The 21961-nt window shown below is 40.3% G+C and carries 18 protein-coding genes; 12 read left to right on the top strand and 6 right to left on the bottom strand.

The genetic code is table 11. The features are described from left to right. The first annotated feature begins 12 nt into the window (after nt 1–12). Nucleotides 13–1296, top strand: a complete 1284-nt coding sequence (locus B5Y67_RS20405) for a DedA family protein (RefSeq protein ID WP_088228229.1) — start codon at nt 13–15, stop codon at nt 1294–1296. A 101-nt stretch (nt 1297–1397) separates the two neighbouring features. Here B5Y67_RS20405 and B5Y67_RS20400 read toward each other — a convergent pair whose 3' ends face one another. Then, nucleotides 1398–1724 (bottom strand): DUF1992 domain-containing protein, encoded by a 327-nt coding sequence (locus B5Y67_RS20400; RefSeq protein WP_088228228.1) that lies wholly within the window; start codon nt 1722–1724, stop codon nt 1398–1400. Nucleotides 1725–2065: 341 nt separating this feature from the next. On the opposite strand from B5Y67_RS20400, the gene B5Y67_RS20395 reads away from it, so the two are divergent. The 4 genes from B5Y67_RS20395 (at nt 2066) to asrC (ending at nt 6278) form a co-directional block, all read left to right on the top strand. Next, nucleotides 2066–3061, top strand: a complete 996-nt coding sequence (locus B5Y67_RS20395) for an NADH:flavin oxidoreductase (RefSeq protein WP_088228227.1) — start codon at nt 2066–2068, stop codon at nt 3059–3061. Between the two features lie 391 nt (nt 3062–3452). After that, nucleotides 3453–4463 carry an anaerobic sulfite reductase subunit AsrA gene (gene asrA, locus B5Y67_RS20390; protein WP_088228226.1) on the top strand — a complete coding sequence of 337 codons (1011 nt, stop codon included), beginning with the start codon at nt 3453–3455 and terminating at the stop codon, nt 4461–4463. Beyond that, complete coding sequence (asrB, locus tag B5Y67_RS20385; RefSeq protein ID WP_088228225.1) at nt 4456–5277, top strand: anaerobic sulfite reductase subunit AsrB; 822 nt, start codon at nt 4456–4458, stop codon at nt 5275–5277. Before asrA ends, asrB begins: the two co-directional genes overlap by 8 nt. A 14-nt stretch (nt 5278–5291) precedes the next feature. Continuing rightward, complete coding sequence (gene asrC / locus B5Y67_RS20380) at nt 5292–6278, top strand: sulfite reductase subunit C (RefSeq protein WP_088228224.1); 987 nt, start codon at nt 5292–5294, stop codon at nt 6276–6278. Nucleotides 6279–6290: 12 nt separating this feature from the next. On the opposite strand, the gene B5Y67_RS20375 is transcribed toward asrC, so the two are convergent. From B5Y67_RS20375 to iorA, 4 genes are all read right to left on the bottom strand, one after another. Next, a complete protein-coding gene (locus tag B5Y67_RS20375; RefSeq protein ID WP_088228223.1) occupies nt 6291–7415 on the bottom strand; it encodes an NAD(P)/FAD-dependent oxidoreductase in 1125 nt (374 codons plus the stop codon). 387 nt (nt 7416–7802) lie between these two features. After that, nucleotides 7803–9029 (bottom strand): phenylacetate--CoA ligase, encoded by a 1227-nt coding sequence (locus B5Y67_RS20370; protein WP_088228425.1) that lies wholly within the window; start codon nt 9027–9029, stop codon nt 7803–7805. A 9-nt stretch (nt 9030–9038) separates the two neighbouring features. Then, nucleotides 9039–9626: an indolepyruvate oxidoreductase subunit beta gene (locus B5Y67_RS20365; protein WP_170932755.1), complete on the bottom strand. Its 588-nt coding sequence runs from the start codon at nt 9624–9626 to the stop codon at nt 9039–9041. Further along, on the bottom strand, nt 9627–11414 hold the full coding sequence (iorA, locus tag B5Y67_RS20360; protein WP_088228222.1) for an indolepyruvate ferredoxin oxidoreductase subunit alpha: 1788 nt from the start codon (nt 11412–11414) through the stop codon (nt 9627–9629). Nucleotides 11415–12034: 620 nt separating this feature from the next. Between iorA and B5Y67_RS20355 the strand changes: the two genes are divergently transcribed. Together B5Y67_RS20355 and B5Y67_RS20350 are read left to right on the top strand one after the other, a co-directional pair. After that, nucleotides 12035–13093: a 3D domain-containing protein gene (locus B5Y67_RS20355; RefSeq protein ID WP_088228221.1), complete on the top strand. Its 1059-nt coding sequence runs from the start codon at nt 12035–12037 to the stop codon at nt 13091–13093. 219 nt (nt 13094–13312) lie between these two features. Beyond that, nucleotides 13313–14161, top strand: coding sequence for a GDSL-type esterase/lipase family protein (locus B5Y67_RS20350; RefSeq protein WP_088228220.1), 849 nt, complete (start codon nt 13313–13315; stop codon nt 14159–14161). Between the two features lie 587 nt (nt 14162–14748). Here B5Y67_RS20350 and B5Y67_RS20345 read toward each other — a convergent pair. Continuing rightward, a complete protein-coding gene (locus B5Y67_RS20345; RefSeq protein WP_170932754.1) occupies nt 14749–15642 on the bottom strand; it encodes a GDSL-type esterase/lipase family protein in 894 nt (297 codons plus the stop codon). A 305-nt stretch (nt 15643–15947) separates the two neighbouring features. On the opposite strand from B5Y67_RS20345, the gene B5Y67_RS20340 reads away from it, so the two are divergent. The 5 genes from B5Y67_RS20340 to B5Y67_RS20320 all read left to right on the top strand — a co-directional run bounded on the left by B5Y67_RS20340 (nt 15948) and on the right by B5Y67_RS20320 (nt 21955). Next, a complete protein-coding gene (locus B5Y67_RS20340) occupies nt 15948–16427 on the top strand; it encodes a DUF4358 domain-containing protein (protein ID WP_088228218.1) in 480 nt (159 codons plus the stop codon). 39 nt (nt 16428–16466) lie between these two features. Further along, nucleotides 16467–17873 (top strand): MBOAT family O-acyltransferase, encoded by a 1407-nt coding sequence (locus B5Y67_RS20335; protein WP_088228217.1) that lies wholly within the window; start codon nt 16467–16469, stop codon nt 17871–17873. A 117-nt stretch (nt 17874–17990) separates the two neighbouring features. Beyond that, nucleotides 17991–19070: a DHHW family protein gene (locus B5Y67_RS20330; RefSeq protein WP_242976056.1), complete on the top strand. Its 1080-nt coding sequence runs from the start codon at nt 17991–17993 to the stop codon at nt 19068–19070. A gap of 44 nt (nt 19071–19114) precedes the next feature. Then, the gene (locus tag B5Y67_RS20325; protein WP_088228215.1) at nt 19115–19933 is read left to right on the top strand and encodes a GDSL-type esterase/lipase family protein; all 819 of its coding nucleotides are present in this window, start codon (nt 19115–19117) and stop codon (nt 19931–19933) included. A gap of 321 nt (nt 19934–20254) precedes the next feature. Next, nucleotides 20255–21955: a LytS/YhcK type 5TM receptor domain-containing protein gene (locus tag B5Y67_RS20320; RefSeq protein WP_088228214.1), complete on the top strand. Its 1701-nt coding sequence runs from the start codon at nt 20255–20257 to the stop codon at nt 21953–21955. The last annotated feature ends 6 nt before the right edge of the window (nt 21956–21961 follow it).

Raw genomic sequence — 21961 nt, 5'->3', positions numbered from 1 at the left:
TAAGGAGCAATTATGAGTTCAGAATTTCTTATAGCTTTTATTTCGCATTATGGATATCTGGGTTTATATGTCATTTTGGGAATTTCTATTTTGGGAATTCCTCTCCCTGATGAAACATTAATGGTTTTCATTGGCTTTTTGACTTACGAAGGAAAATTAAATTCTATTTTGGCGGTATTATTTGCGGCAAGCGGAAGCATTACCGGTATTACTATTGCCTATTTCCTGGGAAGATTATTTCAACAGAAAGTGATGCACCATCTTAAAAAACATGCTGGCAGCGAGCGTTTGGAAAAAGCATTTCAATGGTATCATCGGCATGGCGGCAAGCTCTTAACCATTGGCTATTTTATCCCCGGAGTTCGTCATTTATCGGGTTATATTGCTGGGTTAACCCGTTTAAGTTACAAAAGCTTTGCTTTCTTTGCTTATCTTGGGGCCATTCTCTGGGTGTCAATTTGGGTTATCATTGGCAGGCTGCTAGGGAGCCGCTGGAAGATGCTTCTTCCCATTATCCATCGCTATGCTTTTATTTTGGGACTTATGGCCGCTTTCTTAGTTCTAACGTTCTATTTTGTATACAGATACCATCAACGATTGGGAGATTGGTTATATCATCAATGGCAACACTTGCCTGAACGGTATATGTCCCTGGGCAAGCGGCGTCTTGTCGTCACGATCGGCGGCCTCTTATTTTTGGTCCTATTTATTATCTTCATGGGTTTAATCCAGGATTTTGCGGCTTATGAAGTAGGCCCCTCTGATAATCTCGTTGTGACTTGGTTAGCCAATTCATCCCCCTATTTTCTGGTGCCGCTGATGCAATTCGTCAACGCTCTGGGAACGCATCTTTGTATCTTCATAGTTCTTATAATTGCGGGAGGATTACTTCGGTTTACAACAAAACGATGGGCTCATATGGTTCCCTTAGCTTTGGCCTGGCTGGGCGGGACAGTCATTGATTCATTGTTTCGTCTTATTTTCAGAGGGTATAGTATTCGGCTTTTCGAAAATCTTACGCCCTTTCAAGCACCAAGCCAAGGTTTTCTTATCGCAGCCTTATCGTTTTATGCGGTTCTTGGGTACCTTATAGGGAAAAACAGAAAGAGGAAGGGTCAGCTTTTTCTGGTCTTTGCTGAATTCTTCTTATTAACTCTCTTAGCCTTAAGTCCTATTTATCTCCGCATTCATCCTCCGAGCACTATGGTTATGAGCCTTACGGTCAGTGGACTCTTAACGTTAATATGTCTCTTTGTCTACGAATTTCGTTTTTCATATTTAAAAAAATATCTATGATAATTCGTCAATCATTTTGTTGGCTTTGACGGATTTAATGTCAATTGATTTATGATCAGGCTTGCTCATTACCTTTGTAGTAATTATCTTGGGCAGAGAAATTATTTCTTTTGTTTTTTATATTCGTTTATTAGGTTATATTTTAATTGCGTCTCTTGCAGCTTCCTCTGCATAGCAAGCCTTTCTTCTTGATCAGGGCAGTTTGCCATCTGTTCCCTTAATTTTTCCATATCCTTTAACAACTGTACTTCTTCAGGAAGAAATCCTGCATTCTTTAAAAGCATATATCCGGCGCGGATTCCTGCGGGAAGACTTGCCCAGTAGTCGAGGTTGATAGGTTTACCCTGTGAAGGAAGGTTATCAAATTCACCGTTTCTAAGGGCCTCTTGAATCCTGTCTTCTGCAATTTTATCAAAAATGTTTGACATCGAAGGACAGCTCCTTAATCCAAACTTTAGATTCTATAATCTTATTATATAAGGTTTAGATAGTTTTTTTAACTTCAATTTGCAGTGAACTCGTTCAGCTAAAGCTGAACATTGGGGCTTCAGATACAATAATGTCCAGTGGACATTATTGCCGAGCCGCCTTTCCCAATAGTGATATAAGCCAGAAGAATTGAGAGAACTAGTTTACAAAAAGAGCAGTATATGGGGCCATAAATTAACAGAGGATATAACATAGAGGCATTATTAATGTTGACAACTCATTCTATTTTAATAAACTATCATGTATAACGAGAACATAAGAAACAATAAGGAGGTTCCAGATAATGTTTTTAGACCAACCTTTAGAAAACAGTAAATTATCCTTAAAAAATAGATTAGTAATGCCGCCAATGGCTACTGCGAAATCCGGAATAGATGGGAGCATCACCCAGGATATTTTGAACTATTATGATGAAAAAACTAAGGGCGGCTATCTTTCTCTGGTAATCATTGAACATAGTTATGTCTCTATTGCTGGAAAAGCCAGTAAAAACCAACTTTCCGTCGCTGAGGATTCTCTTATAGACGGACTGAAAAAGCTGTCTAATCTTATCCATAACAATGGTTCCAAAACAGTGATGCAAATTAACCATGCCGGAAGCGCCGCCAGCAAAGAAGTGATCGGTATGGACCCTATTGGTCCTTCAGCTGTGATTAATCCTTCAAAGGAAAATGCAGCAGTGCCAATAGCACTGGATAGAGATGGAATTAAAGAAATTGTTGATAATTTCCAAAAAGCTGCCATAAGGGTAAAGGAGGCGGGGTTTGACGGCGTAGAGATTCATTCTGCTCATGGCTACCTCCTCAACCAATTTTTGTCCCCGCTGACGAATAAAAGAACTGATGAGTACGGTGGTGATATAACAGGAAGAATAAAATTCCATCTGGAAATCATTAAGGCAATTCGTGAGGGGGTAGGCGACTTCCCGATTCTTTTGCGTATGGGGGCAACGGATTACAGGGAAGATGGCCTTACCATTGAAGACAGCCAAAAAGCTGCATCAGCTTTTGAGCAGGCCGGGGTCGACATTTTAGATATCTCGGGGGGAATGTGCAGATATTCCCTTCCGGGTGTTCAAGAACCCGGATACTTTGCTCCCTATTCTGCGGCTATCAAGGCAGCAGTGTCAATTCCTGTAATAGTCACCGGTGGGATCACTAAAGCCGAAGACGCTGAAGCGATTCTTGGGGAGAAAAAGGCCGATTTAGTTGGTGTTGGCAGAGCCATTTACAAAGATTCTAATTGGGCCAAAAATGTTATGGGAAGTTTCGAGTGAACTCGTTCAGCTAAAACTGAACATCGGGGCTTCGGTGACGAAAGTGTCCTGTGGACACTTTCGCCGAAAGCGCCTAGCCCATAACAAATGCTATCGCGCTGAAGGATGGACTCTACCCCCACCGAAGCAAGGTATGAGAACCACTCCCACTTGATAGCTTAAGATTAAACGAGAGTCTTGAATAAGGAATTTTATACATCTCTTGCATAATAATAAAACTTAAACTCGTTTAAATTAACAGCCTGCTCGGGCTGTTTAATTTTTAAGACCTTTTTAGTTTGAAAAGGATTAAGATCTAAGGCGAGTTTTTTGTGATAACAATCACAGTCACAAAAGAGTTTAGGGCTTATACTTAACGTTGAAGTAAAAGAAATCAAAGGAAGTGTGAACTTTGGGCTATAGGTTTACCGCCGCGGCGTTTAATCAGCTTCTTGAGAGTCTGAGGGAAAAGTACCGAGTCTATGCTCCGACGTTATTAAAAGGCAAAGGCAAGTTTTCCGATACCGATTTGGTCGGGTATGCTGAAATCTCAAAAATTGAAGACGTTGTCTTTAACCAAAAATCCTATTTTTCTCCTAAAGAAACCTTTTATCCTGTTACTCAGAGACTTTTCTATTTTAATGAAAACGGTTTTAGTGAATCTGTTGTTGATGAAAAAGGTATGATTGTTTTCTTGCGTGCTTGTGACATACAGGCGGTAGAACGTCTGGATAAAATAATGTTAGAAAACGGTCCCTCTGCGGATTATTACTATGAGAGACTGAGAAACAAACTAAAGATGATTGTTATGGATTGTCAGGAGAGCTTTGACAGTTGTTTTTGTGTCAGTATGGGGACAAATAAGACTGAGAACTACAGCGCATCTGTTCGCTTAGAGAACGGTGTTTATCTAAGTGATGTCAAAGAAGACATTGAAGGACTGTTTGCTTTCCATGGTGAGACGATTGAGGTGTCTCCTAAGTTTGTTGAGAGTAATAAGCAATCAGTTAAGGTTCCGGAAAATCTGGTCCTTGAATCAGTGGCTGCAAACCCTATCTGGGAGGAGTATGGTTCACGCTGTATTGCCTGCGGACGCTGTACTGTCGTCTGTCCCAGCTGTAGTTGTTATACAATGCAGGATATTTTCTATGACGATAACCCCAAGTGCGGAGAGAGACGTCGGGTTTGGGCCAGCTGCCAGATCGATGGTTTTACAGATATGGCCGGGGGGCACAGCTTTCGCCGTAATAATGGAGAGCGGATGCGTTTCAAGGTTATGCACAAAATAAAAGACTTTAAACAGAGATTTGGAGTTCATATGTGTGTCGGATGCGGACGTTGTGACAATGCCTGTCCCGAATATATCTCCTTGGCTCACTGCATCGACCGCCTGGGCAAAGAGGAGGCAGAAAACCGTGGCTAAAAACAGCTATTTACCCTTTAAGGCTAAAATTCTCGCTAAATATCAACAGACTGAACTGGATTGGACCTACCGTTTAGAGTGCCAGATACAACCCATTGCTGGTCAATTTATGGAAGTTTCCCTTCCCGGAGTCGGGGAATGTCCAATTTCCATCAGTGACTTTGGGGATGGCTATATTGAAATGACCATTCGCAGGGTTGGCCAGGTGACAGGGGGTATTGATAAGCTAGTTCCGGGAGATTATCTTTTCCTGCGAGGCCCTTATGGGAATGGGTTTCCTCTGGAGTCCTTTTACGATAAACATTTGATTATCGCCGCAGGTGGAACAGGACTTGCTCCTGTCAAAAGTGTCATTAATTACTTCTATGCTCGTCCGGAGCTTTTGCAACGGTGCGATATTTTAACCGGATTTAAAACCCCTAACGACGTTTTGTTTAAATGTGACTTAGATAAATGGGCCCAAACGTTCAGAGTTGAAGTTACTGTTGATAAACTTGATGAGTTTGGAAACCTCGAAGTAATCGCCAATTCCTGCAGCCGCAGAACAGGTCTAATTACTGCTTTGATTCCGGATGTAGAGATACCCTCCCTGGAAGATGTGCGGGTTATCATCGTTGGTCCGCCGGTCATGATGAAATTCACTGCTCAAGAATTCCTGTGCAGAGGCTTAGCCAAAGAGAGTATCTGGGTCTCTTTTGAACGCAAAATGTCCTGCGGTCTCGGCAAATGCGGTCATTGCAAGATTGACGAAACGTATGTATGTTTGGAAGGGCCGGTATTTAATTTTGCTCAAGCGCAAACTCTCTTGGATTAGTTGGAGGGATTAAGATGACAATTAATACAAAAAAAGTTATGAAAAATGCCTGGCGGATTACGAAAGACAGAAATCTTACCTGTCTGCGTCTCAGGGTACCCGGAGGTCATTTGCCGGTAAAGCTGCTTCCGCTGATCCAGGAAATAGCTGAACGCTTCGGCAATGGGGAAGTTCACCTCACGACAAGACAAGGCTTTGAAATTCCCGCTATCCCTTTTGAGCATATGAAGGAAATTAATGTTCTTCTCGTACCATTTCTTGAGGAACTGGAAGTTAATATCGGGGTACTTCTTGAGCAGCCTGCCCAGGGTTATCCTGCGGCTGGGACACGAAATGTGGTAGCCTGTATCGGCAATAAAGTTTGTACTAATGCTGTGTTCGATACGACGGCTTTAGCTAAGGATATCGAGAAAATTATTTATCCTAATAATCCCCACGTTAAAATCGCAGTCACCGGCTGCCCCAATGACTGCGTAAAAGTTCATATGCATGATATCGGCATTATCGGTCAGGTTGAACCACTTTACGATGCCCAGCGCTGCATCAACTGTCAAGCCTGTGTTAAAAATTGTGCCAAGGTTTCTACCGGGGCTCTTTCCATCGTCAACTATAAAGTGAAACGAGATGCTTCCCGCTGTATAGGCTGCGGCGAGTGTGTTTTGAAATGTCCGACAGGTGCCTGGACTCGGGGCGGACAATATTATCGGGTTGTGGTTATGGGCAGAACCGGGAAAAAGAATCCCCGTTTAGCTGCTCCATTCTTGGAATGGGCAGAACGAGAAGCAGTCCTGCGGCTGTGTAATAACCTTTATGATTATATTGATAAGCACATTGACTGCTCTCTTCCCAAAGAACATGTCGGCTATATCCTGGATCGCACAGGCTATCCTGTCTTTAGAGAGGAGATGCTTAAGGGAGTTGAATTGGGCCCGAAAGCAAAAACAGCCAATTATTTGGATTTTGCGGGCTACACCTATGATAAAAAATGTCTTTTTGACTGATCTGGCAAATCATTAGTACATTAAACCCTTTACTTTTTCAGCCAAAGTCAGAGAGGAGGTTAAACCGGGCGATTCTATGCCGATGAGGTTGATTAACCCTTCAAAACCGCGTTCGGCTTCATGACAGACAATGAAATCACGAACGGGATCACCCGGGGCCTGGATTTTTGGGCGTATGCCAGCCATATCAGGCCAGAAATCCTCAGAGTCTAAGAATGGCATATACGTTGTGACGGCATTAAAAAATTCCTGGCCATGTGCTTCGTCGACATCATAATCCAACGTTTCGGTATAGATAGCATTGGGACCGAACCTCATGCGACCATCCAAGGATTTGGTCGCATGGATGCCTAAACCCTTCAGTGCCTTGAGGGGAGGCGGATAAATAAGATGTGACACCAGTGCGGATTTGGAGTTCGGGACACTAAAATATTCTCCTTTGCAGGGATAGATGCGATATCCGCTGTTATCAATGTCAATTCCCAGGAAGGAAGGGATTTGATCTGAACTTAAGCCTGCACAGTTAATGAGCCACTGACATCGCAGCGCTTCGAGTTGGTCTGCCGGATTGCGGTAAGTCACCTCAAAGCCATTATCTATGTGTTCAACACCTTGGACGTTATGCTGATAGGCTATGACGGCTCCTTGTTCAAGAGCTAACCATTCAAGTCTTAACATCAACTGGTGAGAGTCAACAATCCCGGTGGAAGGAGATAAGACGGCGGCGACCGCGCAAATGTTGGGCTCTAATCTGGCGATCTGATCGTTGTCGATAAGTTCCAGATCATGAACTCCGTTCTTTTGTCCCTGTTCCAGGAGGGAGCCCAGTACTGGGATTTCCTGTTCACTTCGGGCAATAATTAATTTTCCGATTCGTTGATGAGGGATATTCCAAGCCCGGCAAAAGTGATAAAGGCGTTGGCTGCCCTCAACACATAGGTTTGCCTTGAGACTTCCTGTTGGATAATAAATACCAGCATGGATGACCTCGCTGTTGCGGCTGGAGGTTTCCTGCCCAAATTTGCTATGCCGCTCAAGCAAGACCAGAGAACGATCTGCGAAGTGTTTTGATAGTTCCGCGGCGACGGCTAAGCCGACTACTCCCGCTCCGATAACAACAATATCTACTTGCTCCATAGCTACCGTCCCTTTTCGTCAATTGTTAGCATAAAATTTCTTAGGTATTACTAACCTTACCTTTATAATTATAAGCGTTATGTCCTGGTAATTGTCAACATTGCCAAACTATGCATGATCGTATTTTTAGAGAGTGAACTGGGAACCACGCCCACTTGTAGAAACGGGAGCCTTACGCTTGGATTAAAGTAAAGCCCGAGAACTTCCAGTAATTAGGATTTTCTCGGGCTATTTCGTACTATCGGAAAGTATAATCTTTGGTTGTAGACTTTCCTCAGCTTCAGTGCAACTAAACCGCCGCTTTCGCCAGAGACTAACAAAAGCACAGACAGTGTCTGCGAGCGCAAGTTAAGTTCCCTTTATATCATGCTTTTCTAAGCCTATCGCTTAATATCTGTTATCGAAAATACGTGTGGATTTCTTCTCACTTCGGGGAAGCTCTCCAATGGCAACAGCCTTTGGCACAATAGTGATTCCGATTTTTGCTTTACAATGTTGCTTGACGTTCTGTTCAATGACGCGTTTATCGGCTTCATTCTCCGTTTCAAAGAACACCGTCATAATATCTTTCCCATTCAAATGGTCAATAATTACCTGATATTCACTGCTTGCCCCTTCAACTTCCCGCAGCATTTCATCAATTTGTGCCGGAAAGATATTTGTGCCTTTTACTTTAACCATGTCGTCGGTTCGGCCTATCAGGGTATCGATCCTGGGATATTTTAAACCACAAGCACATTCTCCCGGTATGAACCGCGTCAGATCGTGTGTGCGATAGCGAATGAGCGGAGCGCCTTCTTTTCGGAGAGTTGTAATAACTAATTCACCGATCTCCCCAAAAGGAACCGGTTCGCCGGTATTATGATTAATAATTTCAAAATAGAAATAGTCATCCCAATAATGCATACCGCATTCTTGATCACAGCTCATAGCTATGCCGGGTCCGTAGATTTCAGTCAAACCATAGATATCATAGAGCTGAACTCCGAGTTCATTGGCTATGCGGCGGCGCATTTTTTCTCCCCAACGCTCTGAACCAATGATGCCCTTAGTAAGATGAATTTTATCTTTGACTTTGCGTTTGGTAATTTCTTCTGCCAAAAGCAAAGCATAGGAAGACGTCGCACATAAAACCGTACTTTTTAAATCTTTCATCATTTGAATTTGCTTGTCCGTATTCCCAGGTCCCATGGGAATAACCATGGCACCTAACAGTTCTGCGCCGGTTTGAAAACCTATCCCTGCAGTCCATAAACCATACCCGGGCGTGATATGGACTCGGTCTAAATTGGTTAACCCGGCAGTTTCGTAACAGCGTTTGAATATTTCTGCCCAATCAGCGACATCCTTTTTTGTATAGGGAATAATTACTGGAGTACCCGTCGTGCCGGAAGAGGAGTGAATACGAACAATTTCGCTGTCAGGAACTGCCTGAAGTCCTAAAGGATAGGCCTCTCTTAAATCGCCTTTGTCAGTAAAGGGCAGCTTTTCAAAATCCTCTTGGCTCTGAATAGCCGTTAGATTGATGCCTGCAAATTTTTTCTTATAAAACCCATCGACTCGGGAAAGTTTGACAAGCATTTTTTTAATGGCGTCAAATTGGGTCTGATTCATCATTTTAAATTACTCCTTTATGGCGGTTTTAGCGCCTGCATGCAATGCTTTTAGATTCATCGCAATAAATCGCTGCGGTAATTTTTTTTCAATGGTCTGTTCTATTTCTGCCAAAGAAATATCGAATACATCGGCAGCTGCCGCCGCCCCCAGCAGGGCGATATTTAAAACTCTAGTGCTGCCGCAGGCGGCGAAGATTGGTTCAACATCGATAATGACCAGATGTTTGACATGGTTTTTCAGGTAGTCAAGCATTTCTGTTCCCTCATAATTCGTGTTGGCAAGAGAGTCTGTAACCGGCTTGATATCTTTTTGGCTGACAATGACAATTCCTTCTTCTTTTAAATAAGGCAAGCTTCTTACCGCTTCGGCAGGCTCAAAGCCAATAATAACATCGGCGGACTTGAGGGGAACCAAAGGAGAATAAATCTCTTCACCAATGCGAACATGGCTGACGACACAGCCGCCGCGCTGTGCCATACCTATAGTTTCCGCTGTGCGGACGTTTTTACCCTTGTCCATGGCCGTTTGGGCAATGAGTTTCGATGCAAGTACCGTACCTTGACCGCCGACCCCCGCTAAAATGCAATTAATCATTTAGTTTGCACCTCCGATTGCCTTAAATGGACAGACTTGCGCACATATTGAACAGCCGTAACATAAGGAAGCATCAATTCGAACTTTATTATTATCTTTAACAATAGCCGGACATCCCAATTCCTTAATACATAGTTTACAGCCTGTACATTTGTCGCTGTCAACGGAATAGACAGGTGCCGGGTCGGCAACAGCAATGCAGGGGGATTTAAAGATAACAGCGGATATACCCTTGCTGGCGGCTGCCTCTTTGACGGCTGCGCTAGAGTCTTTGAGGTTAAAAGGATTCATCGTTATGATATGTTTAACGCCAAGTGCTTTCAGCACTTCGCTGATCTTAATTTTTTCGGAAATGTTTCCCATCATAGTTTTGCCTGTTCCCGGATGGGGTTGGTGGCCGGTCATAGCAGTTGTTGAGTTGTCTAAAATAATAAGAACAATATCTGTCTCATTGTAAACGGCATTAATGACCCCAGGTATACCCGTGTGGAAAAAGGTAGAGTCGCCAATAAAAGCGAAATTCACCGCATCGGGTTCTGCTCGATGCAGGCCTTGGGCTATGGTAATACCGGCACCCATGCAGAGGCACGTATCAACCATGTCCAAGGGCTTAGCATTTCCTAACGTATAGCAGCCGATGTCACCGGAGAAAACGGCTTTTCGCCCTTTCATCGCTTGTTTTACGGCATAGAAAGAAGCTCTGTGCGGACAACCTGCACATAAAACAGGTGGTCTGAGGGGAAGCGCGGGCATATTTTCAGAAGGTTTTGCAGGCTGAATTGGGATCTGTAAAAATTCAGCAACGGCCTTACTGACTGATTCGACCGAATTTTCTCCGGCATTTTGTAGATGCTGTGTCAGCTTGCCCATGATTTTCACAGGTAAATGATGCTTTCCACATAAATAGACCAACTCTTTTTCAATAACAGGATCTAATTCTTCGATTACGAGAACTTCTTCAAGACCTGTCAGGAACTCCAGGGCCAATTTCTCCGGGAAAGGATGCGGTGTAGCCACGCGGAAGACTTTGCATTCTCCCTTTAGGCTTGATAATGCTTCGCAAGTATAGGCATAACTGATTCCTCCGGCAGCAATCCCCTTTTTACCGCTTCCCTGTACGGAATTATAGCGATAAGACGAAAAATCCTCACTAAGCACAGGCTGTCGTGCTTCGATTTTTAAATGATTAAGATATGAAAGCCGGGGAAAAATAGCCCACTTGGGATCTTTAATGAAACCCTCGGCTTTAACTTCAAAGCGCTTTTCTTCAAGATCGACTGTGGCGTAACCATGACATACTCTGGTAGTTGGGCGGAATAACACAGGAGTATTATATTTCTCCGAGTATTCAAAAGCATCCCCGATCATCAGATAGGCTTCTTCGGGAGAAGCTGGATCAAAGACAGGTAATTTCGCAAAAATGCCAAAATGCCGGGTGTCCTGTTCTGTCTGCGAAGAGATAGGACCGGGGTCATCGGCGACGACGATAACCATGCCTCCTTTGATACCCAGGTAAGCCAGACTCATTAAGGGGTCTGAAGCCACGTTTAGTCCAACTTGTTTCATGGTTACCATGGTTCGGAATCCGGCGAAGGCAGCGCCGGCGGCGACTTCCAACGCCGATTTTTCATTGACAGACCACTCAACATAGATGCCGGGATTCTTCTTAGCAACTGTTTCCAGAATTTCAGTTGAAGGCGTACCAGGATATCCTGTAACGACTCCGACTCCGGAACGAATTGCTCCTAAAGCGATAGCCTGATTCCCCATTAATAACTCTAATGCCATAGTCTTACCTCCCTGATAAGATTTTCAAAATCAAAGGTTTCCTGAAAGGAAAGCAAAAAAAGCCATATCACCCACATAAATATGGGGCGATATAGCTCGCGGTGCCACCCAATTCAGAAACCGACCTTTCTTAAGTAAGTAGGCTGGTCTCTCTTTCAAAGGTACGCTACGCAGGTATCAAACCTTCGTATTAATACCCTTCCCTTATAACGCAGGGACAGACGGCGCGGGATAGTCAAGCATTGCTCTTTTCCCCTGCTCCTCCCAGAACCATTCGCTGATTTCCATTGAACCGGACCTTTCACCGATTGCCGGCTCGCTTTTCAATATTCATCAGTTACTTTCTCTGATCATCAGATTTAATTTAAAATTTACTGTAATTTTAGATGGAATGAGTTCCTTTGTCAATAGGTACTGGTATCCTCTCACGGGCAGATGCAGCTAAATGCAGCCAAATACTGAACTAGCCGCAGGTATTTTTGTGGCCAACGAGTTTACTTATTATGGAACAGCTTCCTATTAGTACAACTAATATTTACTTAAACGAAATTATATGCTACAATAAGCAAATATCAGGGTGACAACTTCGTCAAACCTCCTTTGTTATCATTTAAAGCGGGGTGAGTTTCATAGTAAGCTTAAGAATTAAATGTTCAAATATTTTTGCAAAAATTAGAGGTGATCTTAAACCTAATAAGAAAAACATACTTAAAACTATCTTACCTTTAACGTTAACAGCATTTCTTGCTGTTGTGATTATTATTTTAATCACAAGAAAATCTGTCTGCATTATTATTAATGGCAATTCAAAAAGTGTCATTACCTATAAATCTAACGTAAGTCAAGTATTATTTAGCGAAGGCATTAAATTATCTCCTTATGATAAAGTTATCCCAGCGCTGGATTCTAAAGTAACTAATAATTCGACCATAACTGTAAAACATGCCGTCGCTATAAATTTAACTCTTGAGGGAAAAGAGACCACAAAATACTCTCCCGAGGATAGTGTCAAAGACTTCTTAACCTCTCAAGGAATCGTCTTAGGTTCGGAAGATAAAGTTACCCCTGAAAAAGAAGCTAAATTGTATGATGGGATAAAGATTGATGTGGTTAGAGTTGAGCATAAGGCTCTTTCTTCCCTGGATACGGTTGCCTATAATACCATTAGAAGACCTGACAGCAGTTTGCCTAATACTTATGAACAAACTGTACAAGAAGGACAAAGTGGGGAAAAACAAACTGTATTTGATACAATCTTTGAAAACGGCAAAGAAATTTCAAGAAAAATTATAGATGAGCATTTTACGAAAAAGCCTGTTGATAAAATTGTAGTTGTTGGCACCTTTCCTTTAATGCCCGTATCCAGAGGCGGACAACAAATTGATTATAAAAAGGTTATTCAAGTTAAGTCGACAGCCTATTATGCTGTTTATGGTGTTGGCAGGACTTGCACTAGTTCCGGACGAATGGCAGTGAGAAATCCGGACGGATATAGCACGATTGCTGTAGATCCCAGCGTTATACCCTATGGGACTAAAGTTTTTGTCGAAGGCTATGGTTTTGCTGTTGCCGCTGATACCGGTACGGCGATTCGAGGAAACTGGATTGATGTTTTCTTTGATACCTCTGCGGAAGCCCGCCACTGGGCTGTTAAATATGTAAAAGTATATATTCTTTAAAATCCTCCCATAGCAGCTATAATCGAAATGGTTTTAATAAGTGCGGATTATGAAAACTCTAGCAGGAAGCTAGAGTTTTTTTGGTTTTCAAGCATGTTTTGAAAACAATGAGAGGTACCAGTAAAGATAATGCAGAAAGGCTGGTACATCAATATCCATATATGGTAAAATATGTAAACTACAATGTTACACATTTCGCCGAGAGGAGTTGTTGGATAAATGGCTAGCTTAAGAACGTACAAACACGTAAAAAAAACCATGAAATGGTATTTGTCACTAAAAACCACGATCGTTACAGGGCTGTTGTTTTTATTGATTTTTGGTTTCTTCTTGCCCTTAAGAGCTGGAAAAGCAAACAATCCCACGCAATCTCCTGATTCAAGAGCAAAGGAAACCCAGATCCAGACCCAGACTAAAACCAAAACTAAAACAGTCCCTGCTTTAGTGCCCTCAACTCAAACTATTGTTCAAGCCGAATCTCAATCGAGATCTTCATTATCGACTGTGGCTCCAAGCAGGGAAATAAAGGCCGACTTTTCAAATGTAATATTTGTAGGTGATTCAATAACATATGGATTTAAGAAATCTCACAATACTGCGGTAAATCAAGGCCACGTTTATGCCAAAATTGGGGCTCATGTTTATGAAGGGGCTCAACTTTTGGGGGACAATAGCAATATAATCAGGAGTCGATGTAACGGTTCGGTAGATTACGTTTTCCTGATGTTTGGGGCAAACGATTTTGGCTATGATATGAATTCCTACCAAAAATGGTATAAAGAATTGATAGAATCCACAAAAAAGATGTTCCCCGAGGCCAAAATTATTTTACAATCTGTAATGCCTATGAAGAGTACCAATGATCAACCGCAAAGGAATTTGGAACCACAAAAACTGAATAAGATTGTAAAGGCCGTAGCTGGTGAAGAAAATGTAAAGTATTTAGACGTTTCCAATAGTATTCCTAATGCGACAAATTTACTTCTTTCTGATGGACTGCACTTCAAATCAGAGTTGTATCCTCTCTGGATTTCGGTGATTAAAAATAATGCTAAACAACTATTATAATACTTTGACTCACAAACAATAAGGCCGCTGCATTCGAACGATTTAGTTCGGTCTGGCAACGGCCTCTTTTAAAGGGTCAGACTTTGGCATCTCGCACCTTAAATTCCAAAACTTTTTATCTTATTTATGGACTATTTTGCTGCCAATTTAACGGGTGTTTTCTTTTCGGCAGAATCTTTTGTTTTAACATATACAGGACAGCCCATAATGTACATTAATAGTTGTTTTTTCATTTTAAAACACCTCTTTTTTGTTCTTGAACTAATTATCACATACAAAAAGTTGATTTACAATACCTGGAAAGAAGTTTTTATTTTAAAACTTTATAGAATGAGTCAAATACTTTGTTGAGTTATATTTTTCACTAACTAACAAATTTAACATTTATAAAAAATTATAAACATATTTGAAATATTGCTTTTTTATATAAATATTATGGTTTGAGATATTATTGGAAAAAGTGAGTTAGTTCAGAATATCTTAGCAGAATTGAAACTAAGAAAAGAATAAATGCCGTTGCTTCACGAAGGTTCTTGTCCTTTGAGCAACGACATTTATTTTTACAATTATCAAAATTTGGTTTTTCGCTATAAGGCATTGTTCTGAAGAAAATTTAACCAAGATGTATAAAAAGATGGTTTATAGTGGATTCCATCATTGGCATAGTAACTTTGATTAAAATTTACTAAGGATGAAGGATTAATAAATCCGACATTTTCATTGTTGGCTATCTGGAAGATCGCCGAATTATATTCGTCAATATTAACATTATTTAAAGCTGGATTTTTTTGAGTTGCTTGATCTTGTACAGGAAGGATAGATTGTACATATATTTTGGCATTAGGGCATTCGGCCTTGACGGTATTTATTAAATCGGTATAGTGTTGAGCAAATTGAGCCTTTGTATAGTTCCCCACGTCATTAACTCCGCACATAATAAAAACTCTTTGAGGATTCTGTTTTGCCGCCGAATCAACCAGCTGCTTAACTTTGGCAGTACCAATTCCAACCTGGGCATAAACCTTGGAATCATCTAACAGTTTGTAGGCAGATAATCCTTTCGTTATTGAATCGCCTAAAAACACATCATTATTAAATGTTTTATTGTAATTACTGTTAGACGAGGTGGAGTATATGGGCTGGTTCTGAGAATAAATTCGGGCAACTTGATTTCTGTCTTCAAAAGGCTGCGAACCGGTTTCAGGTTCAAGTAGTGTATGGGCAATTAAATTAGTAAGAAGTTGACTCGTGAGAGTATTATTATTGGCGCTTAATACATTAGTAAATGAATTATCCGAATTGTCAAAGCTTGAGAAATCGGAGTCGTAAGGACCGGAAGAGTCTTCGGTATGTAAAAGTTCATACTTTAAGAATTCTTCAAAGCAATTTAAAACCGCAGGCAGTTTGTTTTTGCTGGAAGAATCTTGATTAAGAGTGCTGGATTGGAGTAAGGTCACTAAATCGGGATTAGATATATACATTAAGATATATCCTCCTTTTCGAAACAAAAAATTAACGTCTAACATCTTTATCTTGCATTATTCTATCGCATAGAATAATGTAGTTTTTTGCAGTATTTTGCTATAAATATACTATTAGGAGCCTTCTAAATCAAGATTGGAATTGAAGAATTCACCGTAATAATAATGTAAACTTACTGTAATAATACTGTAATAATTTGCGTCTTGACAAGGTTTTCAGATTAATATAGCCTATACTCATGAGTTTATTCACATATTACCAAGAAAATTGGGTACTTATTTACGAAAACGGGGGATAAAGGGAAATGGTGAAAAAGTTTGGAATTATTTCTTTAGTGCTGTTAATTACGGTCATAACCTTAGTTGGATGTGGTTCATCGCCAACAGTAGCGGCTAAAGACCCTTCTGCGGCTGATATAGTTCAGAAAATCAAACAAACGGTTGATATTTCTAAAATGAGAGTTGCAGATGCTGCAGAATTAAAGAAGTTATATGGAATTAATAGTGACGAACTTTCCGATTTCGCACTTTACACTGCTCCTTCTAATATAAAAGCTGATGAATTAGCTATTTTTAAAGTTAAGAATTCTAATGATATGCAAGGTATTAAAGACCAAATTACGAAACGAATCAATAAGCAAGAAAAGAGCTTCGGCGGATATCTTCCTGATGAGACATATCTTGTTCAGCATAATATCGTCAAAGCGAAGGGTAATTTTGTTATCTTAATAATCTCCAAAGATGCTGACAAGATTTCCAGTGCAATTGATCAAGTGCTGAATTGATTTAGTGGTTTAATCTAATTTCGTTTAGGAAGTGGCAATTTGGTTTTTAGTAGTCTGCTTTTTATCTTTAAATTTTTGCCCATTACTCTTTTCTTATACTACATTGCACCAAAGTCCATCAGAAACATTATTTTAATTCTTGCAAGCTTAATATTTTATGCTTGGGGAGAACCTGTCTATATAGTAATTATGCTCTTTGCAATAGTCTTTGATTATACTAATGGGCTGATCATTGAAAAATATTCCACGAATATAGTTGTAAAACGATTAGGTTTAATTGCGTCTTTAACGGTAAATCTTGGCCTGCTAAGTTTCTTTAAGTACTATGGCTTTTTTGTCGGCAACTTTTCGGCCTTATTTCATCTTAATTTAACGGTTAAAAGTCTTCCTTTACCCCTGGGAATTTCCTTTTATACATTCCAGTCCATGTCTTATATTATTGATGTTTATTTGGGGAAAGTCCCTGCCCAAAAGAAGATTTTAGCATACGCTACATTTGTAACTATGTTTCCTCAACTAGTTGCCGGACCGATAGTACGATACATCGATATCTCAAAGCAGATTGACAACAGAAAACAAAACTTAGTTCAATTTTTAGATGGCCTTGAGCTTTTTATTATTGGACTGGCTAAAAAGGTTCTGCTTGCTAATAATATTGGAATCTTATGGAGCAGCATCAAGGCAGCCCCGCAGGGGGAAATATCTATTCTCACAGCATGGATAGGAATTGTTTCCTTCACCTTTCAAATTTACTTTGATTTTAGCGGCTATTCCGATATGGCTATTGGTCTTGCCAAGATGCTTGGCTTTGAATTAAATATAAACTTTAATTACCCTTATATCTCCAGGAATGTCACGGAGTTTTGGCGGAGGTGGCATATATCTCTTGGTACATGGTTTAGAGAATATTTGTACATACCTCTTGGCGGCAACAGACAAGGCAAATGGAAACAACTGCGGAATTTGTTTGTCGTTTGGTTTTTAACAGGCTTTTGGCATGGAGCTAACTGGAACTTTATTGTGTGGGGTTTATACTTCGGAGGTTTCGTAGTACTTGAGAAGTTCTTCTTATTAAAATGGCTCAGTAATAAACCCAGGTTTATAGGCCATGTCTATACCCTTTTGGTTGTCATTGTTGGCTGGGTATTTTTTGAGTTTGACAGCTTAACTCAAGGGTTAGGGTTTATTAGAACAATGTTTGGGATTGGAACTAATAAACTGATTGATGGGCATTCAATATACTATCTCTATACTAATGGTATTTTGCTCATTATACTTGCCCTTTGTTCCACACCCCTTATGCGTAATTTGCTGATTAAATTTAAGAAGACGATGAAAGTAACTGGAACTATTGCTATTCCCATTGCCTACATGCTCATTGTCGTATTATGTACTGCCTTTTTAGTTAATGAAAGCTATAATCCATTTCTATATTTCAGATTCTAACTCAACTTTCTCTTGAAAGTTGAGTTAACTATGCGCTGATAGTTATGTAATTTTGGAGAAAGAAGAATTATTTTGAAGAATTATAGTTTATCATATAAATATTTTTTGGGAATTTTAATGGGAATATATATCCTCTTACTTGTGTTCTTTAATTTGATATCACCGATTAAAACTTTCTCGGAAACAGAAAATAGGGACCTTGAACAGAAGCCGGTCTTTTCCTTGGAAAATCTCTTTCAGGGACGGTTTACTAAAGAGTATGAGAAGTACATCGAAGACCAATTCGTATTAAGAGATTTGTGGATCGGAATTAAAACTGACTGTGAAAGGCTATTGCTTAAAAATGAAAGTAATGGCGTATTTTTAAGTCAACATAACTACTTAATCCAATCGTACCTTAAACCTAGCACTCAAAGTTTTAAGGCTAAACTAGACACCATTAATCAGATTGCAGCTCAAGCTCCCCTGGCAAACAAATATTTAATGATGGTTCCGACGACAGCAGAGATATTAAAGGATTATCTTCCAGCTTATGCTCCAACGGACAGCGAAGCAGCTGCTCTTAATCAGACGAAGCAGTTACTTGATAAACGTATAAAATTTGTTGATGTATCCGATACCTTGAATTCGAAAAAGAATGATTACATTTTCTACCGAACAGATCATCATTGGACGTCGAAGGGTGCTTATTATGCTTATCAAGAGCTTTCAAAGTATATGGGCTTTAAAGCCCATGATGAAAGCTATTATAATATTAAGGATGTCACTGATGATTTTTCGGGTTCATTGTCATCGAAAAGTGGTTATCAATTTCTAAAACCAGATAGTATTGAACTTTACATACCGAAAGATGAAAAAAGTTATACAGTGGATTATGTTGATTTGAATAAAGTTACCAATACTATCTATGATATGAAAAGTCTTCAGACAAAAGACAAGTACAACGTATTCTTTGGCGGAAATTACGGTCTAGTTAAAATAACGACCGGTGTACCCGGCGGAAAAAAGCTTTTAATAGTTAAAGATTCCTTTGCTAACAGCTTAATCCCTTTTCTCATGAGTCATTATAGTGAAATCTATGTTGTTGATCCAAGGTATTATGAAGATGACTTAAGTAAATTAGTTACAACGAATAAGATCAATGATCTGCTCATTTTATATAATGTGAATACATTTTATAATGACTCATCCAATTAATTTGATGATTTTAAGATAACTATTGGGTACGGGGGTAGAAGCTTATGGATATTAGTAAATTAAAACGCTGGCCAATACTACTGGGCGTGATAATTTTTGTTGCAGTCGTCACAGGCGTTTCAATTTTTGTTTTTGCCGGTTCTAATAAAGCTCAGGCTTCAGGATCTCTACAGAGTCCTGCAACTGGAAACAATACAATCTCGGATTCCTCCAACATAGAATCGACGGCTTCAGCAAATACCGCTCAAAAGGATTCCCCAAATACTGCTGATGCGCAAGAAACAAAATCACAACCCGTAACTTCTGCCAATGAGCCTGCGACTCAACAGGCCTCGGATTTTAAAGAATTCTTTAAGGATGATGCTTTCCTTGGTGATTCTATAACGGAAGGATTATCATTTTATGATTATTTAGATGACAGCAGAGTTATTGCTGAAATGGGTCTTAGTATTACTAAAGGTATTGATGAGGCTGATAAAATCATAGCTCTCAAACCTAAGCGTGTCTTTATACTAATAGGTTTAAATGAAGCAGATGACAGAACTTCAAGCAAAGTCCTTGTAGACGACTATACGAAATTAGTAGAAAAGTTAAAAGCCAACCTGCCAAATTCTCAAATATATGTCACTTCTATGCTTCCTGTTTTGGAGAACGTTGTTAAAAACCCCCACCTCAACAATGCTCATATTAAAGAATGCAATAATGGACTCATTGCGATGACAAATAAAGAAAATGTAAATTATGTTAATTTAGGCTCGATTTTGAATGACAGCAATAAAAACTTATATGAAGATGATGGTATTCATTTTAAATCGGATTTTTATCGGATGTGGCTAACCTATCTTGAGAACCTTCTTAAATAGCTCTTAATTTTATCTAATCGTGAGACTCCCACTTCTACAAGTGGGAGTGGCCCCCGTTCTCCGCTTCGGTGGGGGTAGAGTCCCCCACCGAAGCCCCGATGTTCAGCTTTAGCTGAACGAGTTCACTCACTAGACCTTGAGCCTAAGAACCAACCCGTCAAGTCCAAGTCAAAGAAAGGCATGGCGGGTTGGTTTAATTGCATCTAACAGGTGCTAATTACTAATCTTCTGGAAAAATCTTGATTTGGGTTTTGAGCGAATTTTCTTTAGGATAAGATTATACGCTTGTCAAAGTGAAACTTCATAAAGGGAGGCTTGAAAATGTATTCAAGTCTTTTTAAGCAGCTTGCCTTAAACACAAGTTTTATAATTACTATTGCCTATTTATTAAGCCTTACTCCCTTATTCAAAAGGACAATACAAGGAATGATTAATACAAAAGAAAAAATCATTCTCATCTTACTATTTGGAAGTGTAGGGATTGTTGGAACCTATATTGGTCTGCCGACAAAAGGAGCTTTAGCAAATTCTCGAATAGTGGGAGTCGTCGCCGGAGGACTTTTAGGCGGTCCGATTGTAGGTTTGGCTTCAGGGATTATTGCCGGAGGGCATCGACTGCTCTTGGGGGGATCAACAGCCGTGAGCTGTGGGATCGCGACAGTACTCAATGGTTTTTTAGCCGGAATACTAAGTAAACATGCTTCCAACAAAATGTTAACTTGGAAGCAAACTGTCTTAATTGGCATTGGTTCTGAAATCCTGGAGATGGCTATGATTTTGTTGGCTCAACCCACCTCTGCAGGTTGGGATGTCGTCAAAACCATGGGCCCTCCCATGATTGTGATGAATGGAATAGGAATTGCTATTTTTTATGGAATTGGGCAAAAGTCTATTCTTGAAGAGGAACGAATTGGTGCTCTGCAGGCACAAAAAGCATTATATATCGCGAACTTGACTCTCCCTATCTTACGGCTCGGACTCAATGAAGAAACGGCCAGGAAAGTCTGTGATATTATTATTGAACGCTCCGATTTTACTGCTGTGTCGATTACCGGAGATCATAATGTATTGGCCCATGTGGGCAAAGCGGCGGAGCACCAAACAGATGCCCTGGGGTTTATGGCTAAAGAGACGATGGAGAGTATACGAACGAGTGAAATAAAATTGGCTGTGAGTGGGGAAGAAAGCGGATCTTTTGAGAATACTGGCCTTCAGGGTTCGGCCTTAATTGTTCCTTTAAAGTTCAAGAACATTGTTGTAGGCACACTCAAAATATTCAGGCAAGGAAAAGGAAGTTTAACGAAAGTTGATTGGGAATTTGCCGAGGGGCTTGGGCAGTTATTTTCGACTCAATTGGAACTGTCGGCTTTAGAAACAAAGGCTCGCTTGGTTAGTAAAGCCGAATTGAAAGCCCTCCAAGCTCAGATTAATCCTCACTTTCTGTTCAATGCTATCAATACCATTGTGTCCTTCTGCAGAACAAACCCTGGTAAAGCTAGAGATTTATTATTACAGTTAGGTGACTTTTTTAGAATAAATTTGCAGAGTGGTAATCGTTTTGTCTCTTTACGGGAGGAATGTGATCATATTCGTGCTTACTTAGCAATTGAGCAAGCGCGATTTTCCGATCGCTTAAATGTCCAGGAACAAATTGCGGAGGAAACTTTAAATTGGCAAATTCCAGGATTAACACTTCAGCCATTAATCGAAAATGCCATTAAACATGGGATTTATCCCTTAAATTCAGGCGGACAGGTGATTATTTCGGCTGTTGAGGAGGAAGGTTATCTTGTGATAAAAATCACTGATAATGGAGTAGGTATACCCGAAGAAACCTTAACATTATTGCAATCAGGAGTAACCGTTCAAAGTAAAGGGTTAGGCATTGGCCTTAAAAATATTGAGCAGAGATTGAAATATGCCTACCATGGGCAGGCAAAATTCACAATTAAAAGTGATCTTGGCAGAGGGACTGTGGTGACTTTGAAAATTCCTGAAGTATCCCATTTGGAAATCGCCTAAGGAGTA

Origin of the sequence: Desulfosporosinus sp. FKB (assembly GCF_002196705.1) — a bacterium.
Lineage (GTDB): Bacteria > Bacillota > Desulfitobacteriia > Desulfitobacteriales > Desulfitobacteriaceae > Desulfosporosinus.
This window is presented reverse-complemented; position numbering and strand designations above follow the sequence as displayed.